A 20,804-nucleotide genomic window follows, 5' to 3' on the forward strand; every position below is an offset into this window, starting at 1 on the left:
CTGCTCCTAGATGTGGGGGACGTCGTCGGGGATGTCGTAGAAGGTCGGGTGCCGATAGACCTTGTCGGCGCTGGGCGCGAAGAACGGATCCTTCTCGTCGCGCGTGGAGGCCGCAATGTGCTCGCTGCGCACCGCCCAGATGCTGACGCCCTCGTTGCGGCGGGTGTACAGGTCGCGCGCGTGCGTGAGCGCCATCGCGTCGTCGGCAGCGTGCAGCGAGCCGACATGGACATGATTGAGTCCGCGCTTGCCGCGCACGAACACTTCGTACAAAGGCCAACCCTGCTTGTCGGAGGTCATGCCGCCGCTCCCCTCTTCGCGCTCGCTGCCTGCTTGGCCGCGTGTGCGGTCGCTGCTTCGCGCACCCAGGCGCCTTCTTCGTGAGCGGTCCGGCGCCGCTCCATCCGCTGGGTGTTGCACGGTCCGTCGCCCGTGATGACGCGCTTCAACTCGTCCCAGTCCGGGGTGCCGAAGTCGTGCCGGCCACGCTCCTCGTTCCAGCGCAGCTGCGGGTCGGGCAGATTCACGCCGAGCTTCTCGGCCTGCGGGACGGTCATGTCGACGAACCGCTGGCGCAGCTGGTCGTTGCTGTGCCGCTTGATCTTCCAGGCCATCGACTGCGCGGAGTTCGGCGAGTCGTCGTCGGGCGGGCCGAACATCATCAACGACGGCCACCACCAGCGGTTCACCGCGTCCTGCACCATCTCCCGCTGGGCTTCGGTGCCGCGCATCATCGTCAGCAACAGCTCGTAGCCCTGCCGCTGGTGGAACGACTCCTCCTTGCAGATCCGCACCATCGCCCGCGCGTACGGCCCGTACGAAGAACGGCACAGCGGCACCTGGTTGCAGATCGCCGCGCCGTCCACGAACCAGCCGATCACCCCGACGTCGGCAAAGCTCAGCGTCGGGTAGTTGAAGATCGACGAGTACTTCTGGCGCCCTTCGAGCAGTCGCTCGGTCAGGTCCGCGCGGTCGGCGCCGAGCGTCTCGGCCGCCGAGTACAGATACAGGCCGTGCCCGGCCTCGTCCTGCACCTTGGCGAACAGGATCGCCTTGCGGCGCAGTGACGGCGCACGCGTGATCCACTCACCCTCCGGCTGCATGCCGATGATTTCTGAGTGCGCGTGCTGCGCCACCTGCCGGATCAGCGTCTTCCGGTAGCCGTCGGGCATCCAGTCACGCGGCTCGATCCGCTGGTCCCGCGCGATCGTCGACTCGAAGTGCTCCTGCAGCGCGGGTGGAGCGTCAAGTGCGGCCGACGAGCCGGCCTGCTGTGCAGTCATCCGTACCACCAATCCCTACCGACCGTTCGTTCGGTAGATGATATGACGAGGTTCCAGGGTTCTGGCAAGTGCCGGAGTGCGGTCGGTTCCCGGTGAAGGAGGGTGGCCGGCCGTGGAGGAAGGCGCAGACGGCGGCACGGTGGACCTCCGTTCACCCGAGCCGCCCCCGCACCATGGCCTCCGCCTCCAGCAGAGCGGGCAGGTCGCCGCCCACCGCAGCCCGGAGCAGCGCCTTGACCTCACAGGGCAATACACCTAGGCATACGCGGCGCTGGGGCCGGTGGCCACGCGCCGGGCCACACCGAAGCCCTGCTCGGTCGCGGTGCCGTCCGGCACCATGCGGGACCCCACCGCTCGGCCGCCTCGGCGTCGCAGCGGTCACCGAGCAGCATCAGGGCGGCTGCCCGCGACGGTCCGACCGTCTGCGCCGGCGCGCCGCTCAGCCCGCTGTCGGCGGCCAGGCCGGTCCCGGTGAACGCGGTGGAGAATCGGGCGCTCCGGGCCACCCGGAGGTCGGCCCGGAGCTCGAGGCCGAGACCGGCGCCGACGCAGGCGCCCTCGACGGCCGACGCTATTCGATGACGGCGACGCCGTCCCGCAGGGAGTACTCGACGGTGCGTTCGTCGGCCTGCGCCGCTTCGCTCACCGCCATGCGTAGAACCCCTGTCCGGTCTTGCGGCCGAGTTCGCCCCGGGCGACCTTCTCGCGCAGCAGCTGCGGCGGGGCGAACCGTTCGCCCAGCGTGGCGTGCAGGTGTTCCGCGATGGCCAGGCGCACGTCCAGGCCGACCAGGTCGGTCAGGCGGAGGGGACCCATGGGGTGCTTGTAGCCGAGTTGCATCGCGTCGTCGATGGCCGCGGGTTCCGCCACGCCCTCCTCGACCATGCGGATGGCCTCCAGTCCGAGGGCCACGCCGAGGCGGCTGCTGGCGAAACCGGGCGAGTCCTTGACGACGACGTCCTTCTTGCCCAGGCAGCGCGTCCACTGCAAGGCCGCCTCGACCGTGGCGGCGTCCGTGCCCGGCGCCACCACGATCTCGACCAGGTCCGAGGCGGGCACCGGGTTGAAGAAATGCATGCCCAGGAAGCGGCCGGGCAGGGTGAGAACGGCGGCCAGCTCGGTGACGGACAGAGAGCTGGTGTTACTGGCCAGGACCGTCGTGGTGCTCACCGCCTGTTCGGCGGCGGCGAGGACGCGGGCCTTGAGCGCGGAGTCCTCCGGGACGGCCTCCACGACCAGGTCGGCTTCGGCGGGCAGCGCGTCCACCGACTCCACGGTGGACACCCGGGCAAGAATCTCGTCCGCGGGTTCGGTGAGCCGGTCGCGTTCGGCGGCCCGCTGCAGTCCCGTGGCCACGCGGTCCAGGGCCGCGGCCGCAGCCTCGGCGCCGCTCTCGACCACGATGACGGCCGAGCCGGCGGTCGCGTAGGACTGCGCAATACCGGCGCCCATGCGGCCGCCGCCGATCACCCCGACGACTGCCGGTGCGGTGGTTGTCATGCTCGGCTCCTCTTCTCCAGGAAGCGGGTCATACGGTCCTTCTTGTCCTCGCCCTCGAACAACACGGCCTGAGCCAGGTCGTCGGCGACCGGATGTGCACCCGGCGAGTCGACGACGAGCTTGGTCAGGCGCAGGGCCGTGGCCGAGGACCGGGCCATGCGGTCCAGCAGCGCGTGCGCCTCGTCGAGCAACTTCTCGACGGGCACGACGTCGATGACGAGCCCGGCCGCCAGGGCCGCCTGCGCGTCGAGATTCCGCCCGGCGAGCAGCACCTGCTTGGCGACCGACTCGCCGACCAGCTCGGGCAGCCGCCAGCATGCGCCGGCAGCGGCGAGGATGCCGAGCCCTGGCTCGGGGTTGCCGAACACGGCGTCGGGCCCGGCGATGCGCAGGTCGCAGGCGTAGGCCAGTTCCGCACCGCCGCCCAGGGCCCAGCCGTCGACCGCGGCGACGGTCGGCATCGGCAGGCGCCGTACCCGCTCGAACAGGCGGCTGTTGATGCCCTGCAGGGCCTCGTCCCGGCCGCGCTCGAGCAGTTCTGCGATGTCGGCGCCGCCCGCGAAGACGCGGCCGTGCCCGGTGAGCAGCAGCAGTTTCGGCCGACGTTCCAGCTCGTCGCAGACGTCGTGCAGCTCGTTGATCATCCGGCCGCTGATGGCGTTGCGGGCTTCGGGCCGGTGCAGCGTGACGATCACTCGGTCGTCACGCTCCTCGACCAGGAGGGTCTCGTAGGTCATGGCGTTCACACCCGCTCCACCAGCATCGCGACGCCCTGGCCGACGCCGACGCACAGCGTCGCGAGCCCCCTGCGGGCGTCCTCCCGCTCCAGGCGGCCCAGCAGGGTGAGCAGGATACGGGCGCCCGAGCAGCCGAGCGGATGGCCCAGCGCAATGGCGCCGCCGTCGGCGTTGACCTTGTCCTCGTCGAGTTTCAGGCGGCGCATCACCGCCAGGGCCTGAGCGGCGAACGCCTCGTTCAGCTCCACCGCGTCGAGGTCCCCTGCCTGCCATCCGGCCCGGGCCAGGGCCTTCTCGGTGGCGGGCACCGGGCCGAGGCCCATGATGTGGGGCTGGACGCCGGCCGAGGCTGAGGTGACGATCCGCGCCCGCGGGGTGAGCCCGTACCGGTCCACGGCCGCCGCGCTCGCCACGATGAGGGCGGCTGCGCCGTCGGACAGCGGCGAGGAGGAGCCGGCGGTGACGATGCCGTCCTTGCGGAAGATGGTGCGGAGGGTGCCGAGCTTCTCCAGCGTGGTGGAGGGGCGGGGACCTTCGTCCCGTGTGACCTCGCCGTCCTTGACCGGGACGGGCACGATCTCGCGGTCGAAGCGGCCCGCCTCCTGGGCGGCGACGGCCCGCTGGTGGCTGCGCAGCGCGAAGGCGTCGGACTCGGCACGGGTGATGCCGTCCAGGGCCGCGACCTCCTCCGCGGTCTCCCCCATCGACAGGGTGACCTTCACCGTCTCGGGTCCGGCACCTGCGGGGACGGCACGGTCGGCGGCCGTGAAGCGGGGGTTGGTGAACCGCCAGCCCAGCGACGTGTCGTGCACCTCGCCCGGCTTGGCCCAGGGCGTTCCCGGCTTCTGCATCACCCACGGGGCACGGGTCATGGACTCCGCGCCGCCGGCCACGACCAGGTCGGCCTCGCCGGCGCGGATCGCCTGGGCTGCCGAGGCGACAGCGGTCAGGCCCGAGGCGCACAGCCGGTTGACGGTGTAGCCGGGCACCGTGTGCGGCAGCCCGGCCAGCAGGACCGCCATACGGGCCACGTCCCGGTTGTCCTCACCGGCCTGGTTGGCCGCGCCGAGGATCACCTCGTCCACGGCCTCGGACGGGATGCCGGAGCGGCGCACGGCCTCGCCGACGACGAGGGCAGCCAGGTCGTCGGGACGAACGGAGGCCAGGGCGCCGCCGTAACGGCCCTGCGGGGTGCGGGCTCCGTCGATCAGGTAGACCTCTTCGGGCATCAGACGGACTCCTCGGCGGTGACGACGGGACGACGGGACTGCAGAACGGCGAAGCGGCCGGTGACGAAGGCCGCGTCGGACAGGGTGGCGCTGGCTGCGGGGTTGGCGGCGCTGCCGTGGAAGTCGCTGAAGGCGGCGGACTGATTGACGAAGATCTGCCCGGTGAGGTTCTCGGACAGGTGGACACCGGCGTCCAGGGCAGCCTCCTCGGCGGCGGCCAGCACCTCCTCGTCGGTGGAGTGGACGGCGGCGGTCAGCGCCCCGTGCGCGCGCACCATCTCACGGAACAGCTCCAGGCTGTGCCGGGTGGAGTCGGTGCCGATCACGAACGACACCGGCCCGAACCACTCCCGGCTGTACGCCTCCCGGTCGGCCTCCGCGTCCAGTTGTGCCACGAGCGGCGTCCGCACGTCCGCCTCGGCGTACTCCGGGTGTTCGACGGACGTCGACGCCCGCACCGTACGGCCGACGCCGGCCGCGTCCTTCAGCCGATCACGCACACCGTCGTTGACGATCGCGCCCAGCGTGCCGGCGGCGCGTGCTGGGTCGCCGAGCAGCCGGTCCAGGGCTGCGGCCAGGTCGGCGGCGAACTCGTCGGCCGTCCGTCGGCCCTGGTCGGTGGCGATGCCCTCACGCGGGAGCAGCAGGTTCTGCGGGGTCGTGCACATCTGCCCGCTGTACAGCGACAGCGAGAAGGCGAGATTGCCCAGCAGACCGCGGTAGTCGTCGGTCGAGTCCAGCACGACCGTGTTCAGGCCGGCCTTCTCCGTGTACACGACTGCCTGGCGGGCGTGGGTCTCCAGCCAGTCGCCGAACTCGGTGGAACCGGTGAAGTCGACGATCCGCACGTCCGGGTCCAGGGCGAGCGTGGCGGCGTCCCGGCCGCCGGGCGCCTCGGCGACCAGAAGGACGAGGTCAGGGCTGAAGCCCGCCTCGGCCAGCACTTCGCGGGCGAGGCGCACGGTGATCGCCAGGGGCAGCACGGCACCTGGGTGCGGCTTGACCACGACCGGGTTGCCGGTGACGAGCGAGGCGAACAGGCCCGGATAGCCGTTCCAGGTCGGGAAGGTGTTGCAGGCGACGAGGAGTGAGACACCACGGCCGACGGGGCTGAACTTCTTGTCCAGCACCAGGGCGTCGCCCTTGCGCTGCGGCTTGCTCCAGCGGGCGGCGGCCGGGTGCTTCTTCTGCGCCGCCCACGCGTAGGCGACGGCTTCAAGGCCCCGGTCCTGGGCGTGCGGGCCGCCCGCCTGGAAGGCCATGACGAACGCCTGGCCGGTGGTGTGCTGCACCGCGTGGGCTATGTCGAAGCTCGCCGCGTTCAGCCGGGCGAGGATCTCCGCAGCGACGCCGGCGCGCGCGTCCGGGCCGGCCGCACGCCAGGCTGCCCTGGCGTCCTTGGCGGCGGCCACGGCCGCGGTCGGGGAGAGCCGGGGGTAGCTGATGCCCAGTGGGAAGCCGTACGGGGAGTGCTCCTCGGGCGCCACGCGTCCCTCCCCCGGATGTCCGGGCAGGTCGAACGGCCTGCCGATCTGTTCCCGGAAGGCCGCCTCACCCAACCTGGCAGCGTCCTCGCCGTACACCGACTTGCTGGGCGACTCGGGATAGGGCGTCCAGTGCTCCCGGCTTTCCGTCGCAGCCACCGCCTGTTCCAGCAGGGTGCGATGACGTGCGAAGAAGTCGGGCACCTCAGTGGCTGCATGTTGCATATGACTCACCTCTTGACAGGCCCTGGCATGGCTTGATTACTTGGCCATGCCGACGCTAACCGAATGTTCGGTCGGGACACAAGGTGGTGTAAACCGTGACGGAAGCAACGCCCGCGATTTCGGAGCCGACAGCGCGCATGTTCGCCGCGGACCGGGCTTCACGCCTTCTCGGCATCGAACTGCTGGAGCACGGTGGGGGAACCGCAGTACTGCGCATGACCGTGACGGCGTCCATGGTCAACGGGCACGGGACCGCCCACGGCGGATACCTGTTCCTCTTCGCCGACACCGCCTTCGCCTGCGCCTGCAACAGCCACGGCCCCATCACCGTCGCATCCGGGGCGGACGTCACCTTCGTGGCGCCCGCCCACGAGGGAGACGTCCTGACGGCCACCGCTCGCGAGATCACCCGCTTCGGCCGCAGCGGCATCTATGACGTCAGCGTCATCCGCGGCGAGACGGTGATCGCGGAGTTCCGCGGCCGCAGCCGCAGCATCCGAAGCACGGAATCGAGGGAGCCGCAATGATCAGCGAACCGAACGCACCGGTGGACGTCCGCCCCCGCCGCGGTGAGCCCCTGCCTGCGGAACTGCAGGACGATGCAGAGCGGATGTCGCGGGAGGAGGTGGAGGACCTCCAGCTGCGCCGCCTCCGCCGGACGCTTCGGCACGCCTACGACAACGTCGAGCTGTACCGCAGGAAATTCGACCAGGCCGGCGTGACGCCCGACGACTGCCACACACTGAAGGATCTGGCCCGGTTCCCCTTCACCACCAAGGCCGACCTGCGCGACACCTATCCGTTCGGCATGTTCGCCGTACCCATGGACCAGGTCCGCCGAGTTCACGCCTCCAGCGGCACCACCGGCCGCCCCACCGTCGTCGGCTACACCGAGAACGACTTGTCGACATGGGCGGACGTGGTCGCCCGTTCGATCCGCGCCGCCGGCGGCCGTCCCGGGCACAAGGTGCACATCTCCTACGGTTACGGCCTGTTCACCGGCGGCCTGGGCGCGCACTACGGCGCCGAACGGGCCGGGTGCACCGTCATCCCCGCCTCCGGGGGCATGACCGCACGCCAGGTGCAGATCATCCAGGATTTCAAGCCCGAGATCATCATGGTCACCCCGTCCTACATGCTCACCCTGCTCGACGAGTTCGCGCGCCAGGGCGTGGACCCACGCTCCACCTCCCTCAAGGTGGGCATCTTCGGCGCCGAACCGTGGACGGAGGAGATGCGCCGCGAGATCGAGGAGCGCATGGACATCCACGCCGTCGACATCTACGGCCTCTCCGAGGTGATGGGCCCCGGCGTGGCACAGGAGTGCGTGGAGACCAAGGACGGCCTGCACGTCTGGGAGGACCACTTCCTCCCTGAGATCGTCGACCCGTTCACGGATGACGTCCTCGCCGACGGTGAGAGCGGTGAACTCGTCTTCACCTCGCTCACCAAGGAGGCGCTCCCGATCATCCGCTACCGCACCCGCGACCTGACCCGACTCCTGCCCGGCACCGCCCGGACCGCCTTCCGCCGCATCGAGAAGATCACCGGCCGCTGCGACGACATGATCATCCTGCGTGGGGTGAACGTCTTCCCGACCCAGATCGAGGAGGTGGTGCTGCGCGCCCCCGGCGTCGCCCCGCACTTCCAGATCCAGCTGAGCACAAGGGGACGAATGGATCACATGACCGTCCGCGTGGAGGCCGAGCCCGGCGCGGAGCCCGAGCAGCGCGAAGCGGCCGCCCGCGCGATCGCCAAGGGAGTCAAGGACGGCGTCGGCGTGAGCGTAGAAGTGGAGATCGTGGAGCCGGAGAGCCTGGAGCGCTCCCTCGGCAAACTCCGCAGGATCAATGACCAGCGCACGGCGTGATCCGCCGTCTTGAGACAATGGTCGGGTGAGCGACACGCCCATCGGACGTCCCGCACGGCGCGGAGAGCGGCCCGCCTACGACCGTGACTCTCTCCTGGAAGTCGCGGTCGCGGTCTTCAACGAGCGCGGCTACGACTGCACCGGCATGGAGGAGCTGACCCGGCGCCTCGGCCTGAGCAAGTCCAGCATCTACCACCACGTCGCCGGCGAGGAAGAACTGCTTTGCAGGCAGCCGGGCTCCTACTCCTCTGGGGCCGCGGCTGGGTCGAGCCGGTCGTCCCGCCGCCCGAGCCCCGCCACCTCGTCGCCCAGCAGTTGCTCTCCGTCACGCTCCAGGAACACAAGCTGGGCGACCAGCTGTGGCCCGAGCAGTGGAACGGCCTCGCGCCCTTCGACCGCTCAGCAACTCCCATCCTGCGTCACCTGACGGAGGGGGGCTTCCTGGACACCGACGGCGGCATGCTGTTCATCGGCCCCGAGGCCGAACACCGTTTCGGGCGACGGCACTTCATCGAGCTGACCGCCTCGTTCACCCCACCACCGCAGTTCACCGTGTTGTCCGGGCGCACCGAGATCGGCCGGATGGATCCGTCCGTACTCACCGAGGAACGCCCGGGCCCACGACGGCTGCTGCTGGCCGGCCGTAGCTGGCAGGTGACGTTCATCGACTGGGGACGGAAACGTGTCTTCGTCGAGCCGGTCGAGAGCGGCGGGGTCGCCAAGCGGTCGGGAGGCATGCTCGCCGGACTGTCGTACGCGCTGACGCGCGCCATGCGGGATGTCCTCCTGGGCGCGGACCCTCCTGTCTCTCTCACGCGGCGAGCCGAAGTTTGCCTCCAGGAATGGCGTAACGATGATGCGCCGCATCTGGCCCACCCCGGTGGGACCCTGGTGGTTCGGCAGGGCAACGACGTCCGCTGGTGGACGTGGGCGGGATACCGCGCCAACGCGACGCTGGGCGCGACGCTGGCGTCGATCGCCGACCCGGTGCAACGCCCGACCGACTGCTACCTACGCCTACGCGAGGACCTGACCCAGGATATGTGGCGCATCGCGCTTGAGGCCGGACCGGCCCTGGTCCTCCCTGACGTCGATCAGCGAGCAGTGCGCGGACTCAAGTTCTCGGCAGCACTCCCGGTGCGATTGGCCGTGGCCACGCTATCGACGAGACTTGCCGACTTCGACGGTGCACGCGCAGCGCTCTTGGAACCGAAGCGCTTCTCCACTGAACCGGTGACCTGAGAGTCGCCGCTCTCTCACGGGGCGCACCCATCGAGATGAGATCAGCGCCCAATCATCAGGCGAGGGCTTCAAGGGCTGAGCCACAGCCGTCCGGAAGCCAATTTCTGTACCGGCTGCGGAGCCAAGCGCGCGGCCACTCATCCGGCGAGGGGCAACGGTTACAACGGCAGTTGTCGCACGTGATTGTCGTCTGTCACCTCGTACAGGTCGATGCGAAGTAGTCGTCGTACCTGTGGCGGAACGCGCAGGACAGCCTTGACCGATGAGGTGGGGACGACCAGCGCGTATCGCGTATCCGGCAGGCCGCTGGTCATACGCCGCAGGAGCTGACCATATGCAATGTCGGCGTCGATGCCCTTCTCACTGGTTCGTCCCTTGACTTCGCCGATGAGGCGCTCGCTCCGGCGTATCGCTTCGATGTCGGTCCAACGGTCGGTCGGAGTCACCGGTGTCCAGCCCTCGGTCAGTAGCCAAGTCCGGAAGGCATCCGTGACCCGGTCCTCGTCGCTGTCACGCGCGAGGATCCTCCTGAGTGCCGCGATGTCGGCCTCTGCGTTTCGGCGCAGGCGCCCGCGGCTGTCCGCGTCGAGGTCGGCGGGGCGGACGACCACCAGTCGCAGCCTGTGGGCGGGGATCTCGGTGTCGCGCCGCGCGTCGTACAAGGCCCGCTGCTCACCTCGATGGACACCGCTGACAGTCAGCCTGTCCGGCTTGTCGAAATGCGGCACAGGCCTGTCATGCTGCAACTCCCTGTATTCGACAACCAGTTGATGCCCCGGCCAGTAAGCATCGACGGGCAGTTTGGCTCGCCGGCCCCTCGTGTCGGGGTCTCCGAGAAGCCAGTCGAACTTGTGCTGGGCCAGGGCTGTCCCCCTCAGTACCTCGTTGCACAGGTCAATGACGTACGCCTCATCGCTGTCGTCTCTCTTCCCCATGGCCGGGCATCATGCCAGGGGCCTCAGACTTCCAGGCCGCAATTCCGCAGACTGCCGTAGGCTCCCGCCATGAAGTCCGTCATCACAGCCATCGACAAGGTGTCACCCGACAAACCACTGAAGTGCAGCATGCACACCTCACCGAGCCCCAACTGCAGTGGCCCCGTCGTGGCTGTCGTGACGTTCGACGACGCCAGGGTCACGGACAACCACTGGAACGTGTGCCAATGGTGGCTCACCCACAACCCTGACGCGGTCGCCTTCCAACAGGCTCACTGACACCTAGGTGTACTGACCCGCGAGGTTGGGGACGCGGCTGGCGGGTCGTCGGCCCTTGAGCGCGGTGTGTCCGCGGTGGTGGTTGTAGGTGTGCAGCCATGCGGGGTAGGCGTCGCGTCGTTCGGCCTCGCTCCGGTAGGGCTTGGCGTAGGCCCATTCGTCGAGGAGGGTGCGGTTGAACCTCTCCACCTTCCCATTGGTCTGGGGCCGGTAGGGACGGGTCCGCTTGTGCGAAATCCCCTGTCTGGCAAGGGAGTTGCGCCAGAGATGGGATTTGTAGCAGGAGCCGTTGTCAGTCAGGACCCGTTCGACGGTGATTCCGGCCTGCGCGAAGAACGCGTGGGCACGCTGCCAGAATCCGACGGCGGTCTCCTTCTTCTCGTCGGAGAGGATCTCGCTGTAGGCGAGGCGGGAGTGGTCGTCGACGGCGTTGTGCAGGTAGCTGTAGCCGGCGCCGGAGCGGGTCTTGCGGCCGGCCTGGCGTCCGAGGGTCTTGTGGCCTCCGCCGTCGGGGATGTTGCCGAGCTTCTTGATGTCGACGTGCACCAGTTCGCCGGGGCGCTCACGTTCGTAGCGGCGTATGACGCGGCCGGTGGCACGGTCCAGGTGGGTCAGGCGGGCCAGGCCGTAACGGGTCAGGACCCGATGGACGGTCGCGGGGTTCAGCCCCAGGAGGTAGGCGATACGGGCCGGCCCCCACCGGCGCAGGACGCGGACCTTGGTGATCCGCCGCTCGGTACGGGTCGGGGTCCGGCGCGGGCTGTGATGCGGGCGCGAGGACCGGTCGGTCATGCCCGCCTCGCCCAGCTCGCGGTAGCGGCTCGCCCACCGCTGGGCCGTCGTGGGCGAGACCTGGAAGCGTTCGGCGGCCCGGCGAAGGGTCCAGCCGTCTTCCACGACGCAGCGGGCCAGACACAGGCGGCCGGTCTCGGTCAGGGGTGCATTACGGTGGGGCATGAGGGCCTTCTCTGGTCGGTGGCGATGTCGCAATCCACACCGAACCCGGAAGGCCCTCACTCGTTCAAAATCACCCGACCGTGATCGCTGTCACCAACCTCCATGGACAGAACACCTAGGGCGACGAGGCGTCGCTCTCCACGTCTGCCCAGCCCCCGGCCGCCGTGTCCGTCATCGCGCGCTGGGAGAAACCCTTGCCCATCACCGAGCCGGTGCTGTCGCCGATCTCGCCGAGCTGGTCGATGGTGGCGCCCAGGCCCTGGGTAACCTTGGCCAGGGCCTCCGGGCCGGGAGCGAGGTCCTTCCCCTCGTCGCCGCTCATCCGTGCAGAACGGGTGACCGATCGCCTGGCCAGCTTTGCGGAAGTTGTCGCCTGCCAAGGTAGGGAACGCATACGGCGGATACACAGCGGCCTAGCGATTCGCCCGTACGCAGCCGCTATCGCTCTCATCCTGGTGAACGGCTTCACGACGTAGCGGACGAAACCCCATTTGGCCCTGCTGTCAGGCGCCCTTCCCCACCGGTTCCAGAATCGCCACGCACTCCACGTGATGCGTCATCGAAAAGACGCCACCATGAGCGCTAACGAGGAAACCTGCAGGTCAGACGGCACTTATCTGGTCTACAGGGTGGCTCCCAAGTGCCCGGAGCGTCAAAGGAGCGTCACAGCTGACGTGAGGATCAGTTCGCGATGGGACGCCCTGCCGAAGGCGTCCCTGGTCAGTCTCCGCGAGGCGCCGAATCTGGCCTCTGGAGCAGATCGTAGAAAATCGGCGGTGCCTAATCGCTGCGGATGCACGCCAGACCCCGCGTCAACAACCGCGGATGGGTCTTCGACTCCCCCGGTCCTACTCTCGGACGAGCCGCTGTCCAAGCTCGACACCAAGATGCGCGACCAGGGCCGCGTCTGTGGGCACCCAGGTCGCGGACGGCGGGGCGGCGCACGTCCTGGGAGGGGCGGCACCTCGCAGAGGCGGATGTGCGAGGCGAAGGTCGGAGCCATCGCGCCCGCGCCGTCCTGGTCGATGTCGCGTGGCTAACTGTGCACCGCAACGGCGTCGAGGGCCAGTTCGGGGCTGCCGCGCGGCAGGGGGCTGATCGCGGGCGTCGAGCGCGGCAAGGAAGTCGGCGAGGATCCCTCCGAGGACACCGTCCGCCGTCGGCCCCGGTCGCGCCTAACTCAGGCCCACGGCGGACGCGAGGCCCCGCCCCCATTCTCCGGCGGGACCCGGCCAGCTGAGAGGCGTGAAGAAGGCGGCCACCAAGAAGACCGCGGATGCCGCGATGCTGAGCAGGAACGCGGGAACGCCGGTGTTCAGTTCCGAGTCCCGGTCCAGCATTACCGTGGCCGCCATCCCTGCAAGGAAGAGGCCGAGAATGACCACCACCGCGCCCGCGAGCACAGTGCCGAAGGTGAACGACAGCACCCCCCAGAGGCTCGCATCCGACGCGAACGCGGCGCGGTTGGTCGTGACGACGAACATCGGAACCCACGGCGGAAGCGCGCAGAGCACCCACACCACGCCGATCAGCAAGCGCCGGGGCGGACCGGGCACCGGCGTCCGGTTCGCGGTCCCGGCAGGCGTGCGGCCAGCGGGGTCACCACCGTCGCCGTTCGGAGCGACCGCCCGGGCGGGACCCAACTGCTCGCCCGTCCCGGGCTGCTGTGTCCACTGTCCTTCGATGACCTGCGCGGTGTGCCGCCCGTCGCCCTGCCCGTTGATCTCATCACCGAGCTGTCGCAGCTCCTCGCGCACGGCGCCAAGTTCCGCCTCGGCCTGCTCCAGAAGGTCAGAGAATTGTTCCGTCTCCTGCCTGTCCCGCGACAGGTTGGTGGGACCGTGCCGAGGAGTTTCCTCCCCGTCCCGATCGGCGGCCCGCCGATGACGTGCCAGCTCTTGCTGCGCCTGGGCCAGCAGCGCCTCGGCCTTGGCGCGTTCCTCCTCGGCCTGCCGCATCGTCCGCTGGGCCTGCATGACGCGCAGCTCGGCGTTCCGCAGCTTCTCCATAAACTCGGCGTGCGCCTCGGCGCGTCCTTCGGCCTTGGCCTTGCGGACCTCTTCCCCCAGCTCCTGACAGCGTGCCGCCCACTCCCCGACGGCACGGGTCAGTACCTGAACGACCACGTCGGCCCGTTCACGCGCCTCGTGCGCGGCCCGGCCCCTGGCCTCGGCGGCGATGTGGATGTGGGTCACGTACTGGTTGGCACCGGATTGGTACACCTGCGCGTCGTCGGAGGCACGGCCGTAGGTTCGGGGGCGTACGCGCGCGTCGTCTCCCCAGTTGTCCCGATCGCTCATCGTTCGTTGATGTGCTGGTCCCTGGCCGCCTGGTAAACGCGGGCGTTGCCCTGAGCCCGCGCCTCCAGGTGCACCCCCCCGTCGATCCGCTGTCCGTCGGGCGTCCGCCGCTGCCACTCTTCGACCAGGTCCCGAAGGGCGTCGGCGGCTCCCGGGTGCTCACCCAGCAGCGCGGCGAACCGCCCGACCCACTGGCCCTCCAGCCGTCCGGCGAGGTCGGGGCTGTCGGCGGCGTCGAGCGCGGTAGTCCGGGACGCGTCGAGCTCCCGCTCGACCTCCTCGGCGGCCTGCGGACTGAAGCGGCGCCAGACGGTCACCACTCCGTCCCGCGTCTGCTGCCACCCCTCACCGACGAGCAGCGTCACCAGGGACGTACCCGCGGTACCAGCCAGTGTGAGCAGATAGGGATCCATCGAAGCCCCCGAGATTCCGATTCATCGGGAGGCGCGCGTTCTCCCGACCGCAACAATGGCCCCACCGTATCTCAACTCTATTGAGGCGTAGTGCCGTTGTTGCTCGTGATCGCGGCCGGGAACGCTCACGCGCCGATTTCAAAGGAGGTCCCGAGTTTCCTCGGCGCACCCACACGACAGCGTGACGCCGGCACCTCCGTGCCCGTAGTTGCGCAGGACCACGGTGCCTCCGACCGCTCCGCCTCCACACGGACTGCGGCACGCGTCGGCCGGGCACCGATCCGGTGCTGCAGGACGCGGGCCTGGGCGAGCGACATCGCCTCCAGGCGCATGGTCGGCTGGGCGACCGCCGATCACCCGCGAACCAAGCTGGTGGACAACGCGCTGACAGCTGCTTACCGACAACGTCGCCCTACCCATCCGGTGACCTTCCTCACCGGCGCAGAGGGCGCAGCGCGGTCGCCGCACGGCGGTCGTCCTGGACCGCATCCACCGCTGGCCGTCGCTCTGAGATCAAACCTCTCAGTGCCCCCGTACTAGCCGGGGCTTCAGCAGTCAGGGCCAAGATGCCCTGGAGCCGATCCTCGGGATGCGGTCCGCCCACGCCCGGCCGGTATGCCAGATCGGATTCATCCGAAGCTCCACCAGACATGCGTCAGGCGAGCATCAAGTGTCCCGCCGGACCGCACGCTCAATGGGGGCGACGGGCGCCCGTCACCATTCGACGGCCACCCGGGCAAGTCGACTACCAGCTTGGCGGCCCGAACCTCTGTTTTCCGGCCAGTCAGCACGCGCGGGCACGCGCTCGCTCGTCCCGGTGCAGAGCGTCACCTGGGCGTCAAGAACCCTACGAGTTAAGGCAGTCGCCCCTGTACCGACTGCCGTGCGTCGTGAAGCCGCACGTCAAAAGCTCGGGCGGGGAGGCTGTCCAATTCACCCGTTAGATGGAGGAAAACAGGTCGAGCCACCCACCCCCGCCACAGAACCGCAGGTCAGGCACCCTTGTCCGCAGGCTCCAGGATCGCCACACACTCCACGTGCGAGGTCATCGGAAACAGGTCGCCCACCACGTGGCCAGGGAAATCTGCAGGTCAGACTGAGTTTCTCGACCCGATGGGCAGGCTGCGGGGTGCCCGGAGCGTCAAACGAGCGTCAACGACGGACGTGCGCCGACCTCTTCGATCCCCCGGCGGTGGAGAGACCACCCGTTTGAGGCGGCTTACTGCCGTTCCACGACCCCCGAACGCAGCCAGACACACAAGATCGGCCGCTACGGAAGTCGGAGCACGACGTCACCTACCGGGAAAGGGCTCGTATCCGGCTGGGCATCCTCGATGCAGTGTGTGAGCGCGTGGACCCAACCCTGGACATCGCGGTGACCTGCCAAGAGCTGGCTGAGGCGGCCGATAACAAGACCATCTGGACCGAGCAGACGCTCACACCAGCGTGACCGGGCCGCCCGGAGCAGCGAACGGCCTGATCAGCGCGTGTCGACTGGTGCTGCGGGGCGGCTTCGACGGCCACTGAGCACGATGGCGATCGGGAGGGCTGCTGCCAGACCGCTGAGCAGGACCGCAGCAAGCGCGCCCAGGACGGCGGGCTGGTCGCCGAAGGCGATGCCGATCGCGGCCAGGGTGGGCCCCGCGTTGCGTACTGCGGCGACGCCGCCCATGGTGGTGCGGCGCACCGACGGACCTGTCGCCAGCAGGGTCCCGACGGCGAAGGCGGCGGCTGCGAGCACGAAGCCCGCGAGGAGGGCGAGTGAGCCGAAGAGTGCCACCACGTCACTCCAGTTGCCGAGCAGCATGCCCGCCAGCACGAGCAGGAAGGTCACGTTCGACACCGCGGCCGCCGCGGGGTGCCACGACCGTGCGGTGGGCGCGGCGTAGCGGCGCAGCAGCAGGCCGATGACGAACGGTACGAGTTACAGGAGGGCCACGGTCCGCACCAGCGTCGCGACATCGAGGGAGATGCCCTTGCCGAGGTCGGCGGCGGTGAGGATGCCGTTGACGGTCGGGGCGAAGGTGAGGCTGCCGACGGTGGCGAGCAGCACCTGCATGGCCGCTCCCGCGACGACGTCGCCGCTCTGCACCATGGCCAGTTTCGCCCCGAAGGGCCCGCCCGGGGACGAGGCGACCAGCACGAGCGCGATGAACGCTGCCGAGGGGAGGCTGAACAGTGCACCGATGCCCCAGCCCAGCAGCGGGATGACCACCATGTTGGTGAGCAGCGCGAGCAACAGCAGCGGGACGTCGGTGAAGATGCCGCGCAGCGCCGGGATGGTGGCCCCGAGCCCGGCGGCGAACATGGTCGCCGCGATGAAGATCACGGTGACGGCGTTGAACAGCATGTGCAGGGTGTCCTTGAGGCATTCCCCTCAGTTGGCGGAGCACCCGCGGTGCCGGCGCGCGCGGCGCGGCCCTGTCAGTCCCGGAGGTCGCCGAGCCAGCGCAGGGCGCTCAGGCCCGGCAGGAAGCAGTACTCGCCGCCGCGGGTGACGACGAACCGCGGCAGGGGCGCAAGGCGTCGTCGCACCGGCCGTCGGGGAATCGTGAAGCCGGTGACGCCGTCGTGGGATCCGGTGACGGGGTCTTTGGCGTTGCCCGAGCCGAAGAAGACGCCGTCGTTCATCCATTGCGACTGGACGAACTCGAACTGCCGGTCGAGATGGGCTCCGATGAACGCGAACATCAGGCCGCGGTCGGCCCCGTCGTCCTCCAGAACTCCCTCGGGCAGCGGCGGACCGTAGGCGGCGCCGCGTCTGATCATGCGGTGCAGACGTACCTCTCCCGCCACCGAGGCGTCGCGGGGGTTGGCCCGGCGGATGTGGCAGCCGCCGGGCGTGATGAATCCCGCCGGATCGTCGCGCTCGTACAGGAAGGTGTTGCGGCGGTGCGGGTCGGCACCGAGAGCGGGGTCGTCGTGCTGCGGACTGAGCGCCAGGGGAGCTCCGCTGCGCCAGCGTCCCATGATCTTGGCCGCGAGCAGTTCCTCGTCGTCGGGGCCGGTGGCGTTGTCCCGCAGATAGCGCCGGAACGCTGCGACGTCCTGGTGGAGCTTACGGAAGACCGCGTAGCTGCCGTTGCGCCCGAGTTCCTCCGGCTGCAGGGTCTGGATACCGCCGATCTCGTCCCGACAGCCGAGCACGAACTCCCCGGCCTTCAATGGCACCTCCAGCTGGTTGGACCCTGGGATGCCGCTTCCTTCGACGGCCGGATGGCTGACGCCGTCGCGATAGCCGAAGTGCTCGGTCTCGGTGGGCAGCGCGTAACAGTCCTGCCGCCAGATCGCGGTCACACCGGCGAGGCCGTCGTACGCGGGCCGGGCCCGATCGACGGCCGCCTCCAACCGCGGGACGTCGGGCGCGACCGCCGCGAGCACCACATGGACATCCGGCGTGCCCAGCGGCGCTTCCCAGCTCTCGGGGCTGCTCTCGCCGACATCGCCCAGCGCTGTGGCCCGGGCGGCCATCCCCTGCCGGAATTCCCAGGCGAACGAGTCCAGTGATCCGCGCGGCACGCCCAGCGCCTCCAGACCGTGACAGGTGACGGCGACACTGACCCATGTGTCCCCCAGGGGGCTGACTGGGTCGGCGGCAGAGGTCACCACCGCGCTCGCGCGCCGCATCAGTTCCCGACCGTCGGCCCGGTCATCGACGCGGAACACAAGATATGTCGCCGCGTAGGGAGTCGGCCGCGGGCTGAGAACCCCGCGCTGGATGTCGTCGAGTTCCAACGCGATTTGCGTGGGTTCGCTCACGGTCCACCTCCCTGCGGCGCTACTTCGAGACGAGGTTCCGCCAGAAGTTCCTGAGACTCTCGTCGCCTCCGAACAGCGAACTGAAGATCGTGGAGTCCGCCAGCAGTACATCGCCGGCCCGCTCACCGCTCGGCGGCATCCACAGGAACATGTTGAACTCGGTGTTGCCGGCATCAGTGAACGGATGCGGCCTGGAGGTGTCGATCGGCTGCCTTGCCAGGACATGGATAGCATCCGGCTCGTCGGTCGTCACGGCGTAGTGCGGCAGATGCATGTGGAAGTTGAAGTTCGTCACCCCGTTCAGCCACCCTTTGGCGTCCAGGTCCCCGACCGTGGACAGCGGGGCGATCTTGTTCTTCTCCCGCACCGCGGGGCGCAGGCCGTAGCGGTTCTCGACCGGCACCGCGAGGCCGTGCATCAGGCCCCGGACGTAGGTGGCGAATCGCTGCTGGCGGGGGACCAAGGGATCGCCGTGATGGTGGTACTCCACGTCCCGCGCGGCCAGATCATCCGTTGCCCCGACGTCATGGTGGGGTCCCAGGACCAGACAGGCGTCCTCTCGGCTGAGGAAGGCCCGCAGCGCCTCGACCTCCTCGGGCTGGGCCTCCTGCCCGGTGACCATGTGGTCAAGGCCGAACACGAAAAGGGTGTCGGTGTCGGCCAGTACGCGCTCGTCGAGCGGGGTCCGGAATCCGGCCTGGTCGATGCGCTGATACACCGGGACGGGGTGCCCGGTGACCTCCTCGACGAACTCCTGGAACGGCACCCAGGCCCAGAAGAACAATTCCAGTGAGCCGGCGATGCCCTGCTGGAACTGCATCGGGTCGGACCACTTCGGGTCCTCGTAGGCAGGCCACGCCACCCGTCTGACCTCCGTCAGTGTGGAGAACCGGTTGTCCAGCTCAGCCGGATTCCTGCCCGCCTCGGCCGGATAGCTCCACGAGACGTAGATGCTCACCCGTCGCCGACCAGGGGTGCGTTCGCGCGGGATGTGGTTCTGGTTGTAGGTGCGCGCGGTCCTGACCTCGCTCATCTCGTCTCCGATCCGCAATGGGACAAGCACGCGACAGCCCGCTCTCACTGCAACTGGTCGAGCATCTCCGACAGGGCACCCTTGATCCGCAGAGCCTTCTTGATCTCATCAGCGGACACGTACGGGTACTCCCCGTACTCGATGAAGCTCGGACAGTGGTGTTCGCGCACAAACCTGCCGAACGCCTCAGGGTTGGTCCGCCAGTCCTCGGGGAATCCTTCGAGGTTCTCGAAGGCCGTGTTCACCCCCGCCTTGCCGAAAAGCGCGATGGCGTCCTCGGTGTACTTGTCGAAGTCGGTGTCGAAGATCCCCTGATACATGAAGCGCGTGTCGTCGTCAAAGAGCACCCAGCGCAGGTAGTGCAACTTCAGTGGCGCGAGAAGGTGGGGGTCTTCCTCCAAAGCCTTGGCCAAGGCATAGCCGTAGTCGCGCATCGCGTCGGCGCGGCCGAGCTTGACCTTGGCGACGATGGTGAACCCATAGCACGCCGGTGTCTTCGGAAAAACGGGGCCGTATTTCCCCTGCTCGAATTGGGCGGTGTCCTTGGGGATGATCGCCGCCTGCGGCTTGATCTCCATGTCCGCTCCTGCCGCCATCTACTGGCCGGAAACAAATCCCTCTCATATTCCCACGGACCACATCCACCCGCCTCGGGAGCAGCAGGGAGGAGGAGAGCCAGGGCGGTCCGTCGGCCCGTGGTTCACCGGTCGGTGACCACGATCTCGCGTTTGAGGATCTTGCCGGTGGGGCCCTTGGGGAGCTCGGCTGTGAAGGTGACGATCCGGGGGTACTTGTAGGCGGCCACCCGGTCCTTGACGTGGTTGCGGATCTCCTCGGCCGTGGCAGGGGCGCCGGGCCGGACCGTGATCACCGCCGCGATCTCCTCTCCGTGGACCGGATGCGGCACGCCGACGACCGCGGCCTCGGCTGGGTGCTCGTACAGCACCTCCTCGACCTCGCGCGGGTAGACGTTGTAGCCGCCGCGGATGATCAGGTCCTTCTTGCAATCGACGATGAAGTAGAAGCCGTCCTCGTCGACACGGGCCAGATCGCCGCTGCGGAACCATCCGTCTCTGATCGCTCCCTCGGTGGCCTCCGGGCGGTTCCAGTAGCCGGTCATCACGTTCTCGCCACGGATCGCGATCTCGCCGACCTCGCCCGGGGGCACCGCGGCGCCGCCCTCGGCCACGAGCCTCATCGCGCAGGTCTGGCCTGAGACGGAGCAGCCGGCACGGCCACCTCGCTGCACACGTGACAGCCCGTCAGAACGAACTTCATCCGAGCGTCGAGACGACCTGCCGCCGTCCGGGCCGAGATCGAGGGAACACACCCACCACCCGTGTACGGACCCACGGAACGGCAGGCCAGCGGCGTTCGTGAGCACACGACGCGCTTCACGTCGTGCACCCCTGAAAACAGGTCGACCCGATCCGCCCGATATCACAGAAACCAGAAGAACCAGCAGGTCAGCGATCCAGCGCACCTTCGGTGCGCGCCGGGGGCGTGGTAAATCCCGTGGCGCGCGCCGGGGGTGCTTCTGTCTGCCCTGACGTGGGCT

Annotated in this window: 20 protein-coding genes and 4 pseudogenes; 5 read left to right on the forward strand and 19 right to left on the reverse strand. The window is 69.0% G+C overall.

The genetic code is table 11. The features are described 5' to 3' along the window. Positions 1–6: 6 nt before the first annotated feature. The 7 genes and pseudogenes from paaB to paaN all read right to left on the reverse strand — a co-directional run bounded on the left by paaB (position 7) and on the right by paaN (position 6,458). Complete coding sequence (paaB, locus tag AB0I23_RS26890) at positions 7–300, reverse strand: 1,2-phenylacetyl-CoA epoxidase subunit PaaB (protein ID WP_359113017.1); 294 nt, start codon at positions 298–300, stop codon at positions 7–9. Then, positions 297–1,283, reverse strand: coding sequence for a 1,2-phenylacetyl-CoA epoxidase subunit PaaA (paaA, locus tag AB0I23_RS26895; RefSeq protein WP_359113019.1), 987 nt, complete (start codon positions 1,281–1,283; stop codon positions 297–299). The genes paaB and paaA overlap by 4 nt, the downstream gene beginning before the upstream one ends. A 404-nt stretch (positions 1,284–1,687) precedes the next feature. Beyond that, positions 1,688–1,858, reverse strand: a pseudogene (locus AB0I23_RS26900) (enoyl-CoA hydratase-related protein); the annotation flags it as partial. A gap of 67 nt (positions 1,859–1,925) precedes the next feature. Beyond that, the gene (locus AB0I23_RS26905) at positions 1,926–2,783 is read right to left on the reverse strand and encodes a 3-hydroxyacyl-CoA dehydrogenase family protein (protein ID WP_359113021.1); all 858 of its coding nucleotides are present in this window, start codon (positions 2,781–2,783) and stop codon (positions 1,926–1,928) included. Further along, complete coding sequence (locus AB0I23_RS26910; RefSeq protein ID WP_359113044.1) at positions 2,780–3,520, reverse strand: enoyl-CoA hydratase/isomerase family protein; 741 nt, start codon at positions 3,518–3,520, stop codon at positions 2,780–2,782. The genes AB0I23_RS26905 and AB0I23_RS26910 overlap by 4 nt, the downstream gene beginning before the upstream one ends. Positions 3,521–3,525: 5 nt before the next feature. Continuing rightward, positions 3,526–4,749 carry a thiolase family protein gene (locus AB0I23_RS26915; RefSeq protein WP_359113022.1) on the reverse strand — a complete coding sequence of 408 codons (1,224 nt, stop codon included), beginning with the start codon at positions 4,747–4,749 and terminating at the stop codon, positions 3,526–3,528. Further along, positions 4,749–6,458, reverse strand: coding sequence for a phenylacetic acid degradation protein PaaN (paaN, locus tag AB0I23_RS26920; RefSeq protein WP_359113024.1), 1,710 nt, complete (start codon positions 6,456–6,458; stop codon positions 4,749–4,751). Before paaN ends, AB0I23_RS26915 begins: the two co-directional genes overlap by 1 nt. Before the next feature lie 137 nt (positions 6,459–6,595). Between paaN and paaI the strand changes: the two genes are divergently transcribed. The 4 genes and pseudogenes from paaI to AB0I23_RS26940 form a co-directional block, all read left to right on the forward strand. Beyond that, positions 6,596–6,985 carry a hydroxyphenylacetyl-CoA thioesterase PaaI gene (gene paaI / locus AB0I23_RS26925; RefSeq protein WP_436847005.1) on the forward strand — a complete coding sequence of 130 codons (390 nt, stop codon included), beginning with the start codon at positions 6,596–6,598 and terminating at the stop codon, positions 6,983–6,985. Next, on the forward strand, positions 6,982–8,328 hold the full coding sequence (paaK, locus tag AB0I23_RS26930; protein WP_359113027.1) for a phenylacetate--CoA ligase PaaK: 1,347 nt from the start codon (positions 6,982–6,984) through the stop codon (positions 8,326–8,328). The genes paaI and paaK overlap by 4 nt, the downstream gene beginning before the upstream one ends. Positions 8,329–8,368: 40 nt before the next feature. Continuing rightward, a pseudogene (locus tag AB0I23_RS26935) lies at positions 8,369–8,557 on the forward strand (helix-turn-helix domain-containing protein); the annotation flags it as partial. Continuing rightward, positions 8,536–9,570: pseudogene (locus tag AB0I23_RS26940) on the forward strand (DEAD/DEAH box helicase); the annotation flags it as partial. The pseudogenes AB0I23_RS26935 and AB0I23_RS26940, both read left to right, overlap by 22 nt. Positions 9,571–9,728: 158 nt before the next feature. Here the strand turns inward: AB0I23_RS26940 and AB0I23_RS26945 are convergent. Next, positions 9,729–10,505, reverse strand: a complete 777-nt coding sequence (locus AB0I23_RS26945; RefSeq protein ID WP_359113029.1) for a hypothetical protein — start codon at positions 10,503–10,505, stop codon at positions 9,729–9,731. Positions 10,506–10,574: 69 nt separating this feature from the next. Between AB0I23_RS26945 and AB0I23_RS26950 the strand changes: the two genes are divergently transcribed. Then, entirely contained in the window at positions 10,575–10,784 is a 210-nt protein-coding gene (locus tag AB0I23_RS26950; protein WP_359113031.1) for a hypothetical protein, read from the forward strand. Positions 10,785–10,787: 3 nt separating this feature from the next. Here AB0I23_RS26950 and AB0I23_RS26955 read toward each other — a convergent pair whose 3' ends face one another. The 11 genes and pseudogenes from AB0I23_RS26955 to AB0I23_RS27005 all read right to left on the reverse strand — a co-directional run bounded on the left by AB0I23_RS26955 (position 10,788) and on the right by AB0I23_RS27005 (position 20,444). Beyond that, positions 10,788–11,741 (reverse strand): IS481 family transposase, encoded by a 954-nt coding sequence (locus tag AB0I23_RS26955; RefSeq protein WP_359113032.1) that lies wholly within the window; start codon positions 11,739–11,741, stop codon positions 10,788–10,790. Between the two features lie 115 nt (positions 11,742–11,856). Then, positions 11,857–12,063 carry a hypothetical protein gene (locus AB0I23_RS26960; protein WP_359113033.1) on the reverse strand — a complete coding sequence of 69 codons (207 nt, stop codon included), beginning with the start codon at positions 12,061–12,063 and terminating at the stop codon, positions 11,857–11,859. Positions 12,064–12,916: 853 nt separating this feature from the next. Continuing rightward, positions 12,917–14,041 carry a hypothetical protein gene (locus AB0I23_RS26965; RefSeq protein ID WP_359113035.1) on the reverse strand — a complete coding sequence of 375 codons (1,125 nt, stop codon included), beginning with the start codon at positions 14,039–14,041 and terminating at the stop codon, positions 12,917–12,919. Further along, positions 14,038–14,454: a hypothetical protein gene (locus AB0I23_RS26970; RefSeq protein ID WP_359113037.1), complete on the reverse strand. Its 417-nt coding sequence runs from the start codon at positions 14,452–14,454 to the stop codon at positions 14,038–14,040. The genes AB0I23_RS26965 and AB0I23_RS26970 overlap by 4 nt, the downstream gene beginning before the upstream one ends. A 138-nt stretch (positions 14,455–14,592) precedes the next feature. Next, positions 14,593–14,765: pseudogene (locus AB0I23_RS26975) on the reverse strand (FAD-dependent oxidoreductase); the annotation flags it as partial. Positions 14,766–15,934: 1,169 nt separating this feature from the next. Beyond that, positions 15,935–16,288, reverse strand: coding sequence for a hypothetical protein (locus tag AB0I23_RS26980; protein ID WP_359113038.1), 354 nt, complete (start codon positions 16,286–16,288; stop codon positions 15,935–15,937). A gap of 90 nt (positions 16,289–16,378) precedes the next feature. Then, complete coding sequence (locus AB0I23_RS26985) at positions 16,379–16,804, reverse strand: hypothetical protein (protein ID WP_359113039.1); 426 nt, start codon at positions 16,802–16,804, stop codon at positions 16,379–16,381. Positions 16,805–16,878: 74 nt separating this feature from the next. Beyond that, the gene (locus AB0I23_RS26990) at positions 16,879–18,213 is read right to left on the reverse strand and encodes a Dyp-type peroxidase (protein WP_359113040.1); all 1,335 of its coding nucleotides are present in this window, start codon (positions 18,211–18,213) and stop codon (positions 16,879–16,881) included. A gap of 19 nt (positions 18,214–18,232) precedes the next feature. Continuing rightward, positions 18,233–19,246: a hypothetical protein gene (locus tag AB0I23_RS26995; RefSeq protein ID WP_359113041.1), complete on the reverse strand. Its 1,014-nt coding sequence runs from the start codon at positions 19,244–19,246 to the stop codon at positions 18,233–18,235. A 44-nt stretch (positions 19,247–19,290) separates the two neighbouring features. Beyond that, on the reverse strand, positions 19,291–19,824 hold the full coding sequence (locus AB0I23_RS27000; protein ID WP_359113042.1) for a hypothetical protein: 534 nt from the start codon (positions 19,822–19,824) through the stop codon (positions 19,291–19,293). A 122-nt stretch (positions 19,825–19,946) separates the two neighbouring features. After that, the gene (locus AB0I23_RS27005; RefSeq protein WP_436847004.1) at positions 19,947–20,444 is read right to left on the reverse strand and encodes an AMP-binding enzyme; all 498 of its coding nucleotides are present in this window, start codon (positions 20,442–20,444) and stop codon (positions 19,947–19,949) included. Positions 20,445–20,804: the final 360 nt, after the last annotated feature.

It is taken from the genome of Streptomyces atratus, assembly GCF_040655115.1.
Lineage (GTDB): Bacteria > Actinomycetota > Actinomycetes > Streptomycetales > Streptomycetaceae > Streptomyces > Streptomyces atratus_D.

What these genes read in the sequence shown, in the direction of transcription:
- AB0I23_RS26945 (WP_359113029.1), bottom strand. Translation starts at nt 10,505, where the DNA reads ATGGGGAAGAGAGACGACAGCGATGAGGCGTACGTCATTGACCTGTGC.
- AB0I23_RS26905 (WP_359113021.1), bottom strand. Translation starts at nt 2,783, where the DNA reads ATGACAACCACCGCACCGGCAGTCGTCGGGGTGATCGGCGGCGGCCGC.
- AB0I23_RS26955 (WP_359113032.1), bottom strand. Translation starts at nt 11,741, where the DNA reads ATGCCCCACCGTAATGCACCCCTGACCGAGACCGGCCGCCTGTGTCTG.
- paaK (WP_359113027.1), top strand. Translation starts at nt 6,982, where the DNA reads ATGATCAGCGAACCGAACGCACCGGTGGACGTCCGCCCCCGCCGCGGT.
- AB0I23_RS26960 (WP_359113033.1), bottom strand. Translation starts at nt 12,063, where the DNA reads ATGAGCGGCGACGAGGGGAAGGACCTCGCTCCCGGCCCGGAGGCCCTG.
- AB0I23_RS26910 (WP_359113044.1), bottom strand. Translation starts at nt 3,520, where the DNA reads ATGACCTACGAGACCCTCCTGGTCGAGGAGCGTGACGACCGAGTGATC.
- AB0I23_RS26965 (WP_359113035.1), bottom strand. Translation starts at nt 14,041, where the DNA reads ATGAGCGATCGGGACAACTGGGGAGACGACGCGCGCGTACGCCCCCGA.
- AB0I23_RS26915 (WP_359113022.1), bottom strand. Translation starts at nt 4,749, where the DNA reads ATGCCCGAAGAGGTCTACCTGATCGACGGAGCCCGCACCCCGCAGGGC.
- AB0I23_RS26985 (WP_359113039.1), bottom strand. Translation starts at nt 16,804, where the DNA reads ATGCTGTTCAACGCCGTCACCGTGATCTTCATCGCGGCGACCATGTTC.
- paaI (WP_436847005.1), top strand. Translation starts at nt 6,596, where the DNA reads ATGTTCGCCGCGGACCGGGCTTCACGCCTTCTCGGCATCGAACTGCTG.
- paaB (WP_359113017.1), bottom strand. Translation starts at nt 300, where the DNA reads ATGACCTCCGACAAGCAGGGTTGGCCTTTGTACGAAGTGTTCGTGCGC.
- AB0I23_RS27005 (WP_436847004.1), bottom strand. Translation starts at nt 20,444, where the DNA reads ATGAGGCTCGTGGCCGAGGGCGGCGCCGCGGTGCCCCCGGGCGAGGTC.
- paaA (WP_359113019.1), bottom strand. Translation starts at nt 1,283, where the DNA reads ATGACTGCACAGCAGGCCGGCTCGTCGGCCGCACTTGACGCTCCACCC.
- AB0I23_RS27000 (WP_359113042.1), bottom strand. Translation starts at nt 19,824, where the DNA reads ATGGAGATCAAGCCGCAGGCGGCGATCATCCCCAAGGACACCGCCCAA.
- AB0I23_RS26970 (WP_359113037.1), bottom strand. Translation starts at nt 14,454, where the DNA reads ATGGATCCCTATCTGCTCACACTGGCTGGTACCGCGGGTACGTCCCTG.
- paaN (WP_359113024.1), bottom strand. Translation starts at nt 6,458, where the DNA reads ATGCAACATGCAGCCACTGAGGTGCCCGACTTCTTCGCACGTCATCGC.
- AB0I23_RS26950 (WP_359113031.1), top strand. Translation starts at nt 10,575, where the DNA reads ATGAAGTCCGTCATCACAGCCATCGACAAGGTGTCACCCGACAAACCA.
- AB0I23_RS26995 (WP_359113041.1), bottom strand. Translation starts at nt 19,246, where the DNA reads ATGAGCGAGGTCAGGACCGCGCGCACCTACAACCAGAACCACATCCCG.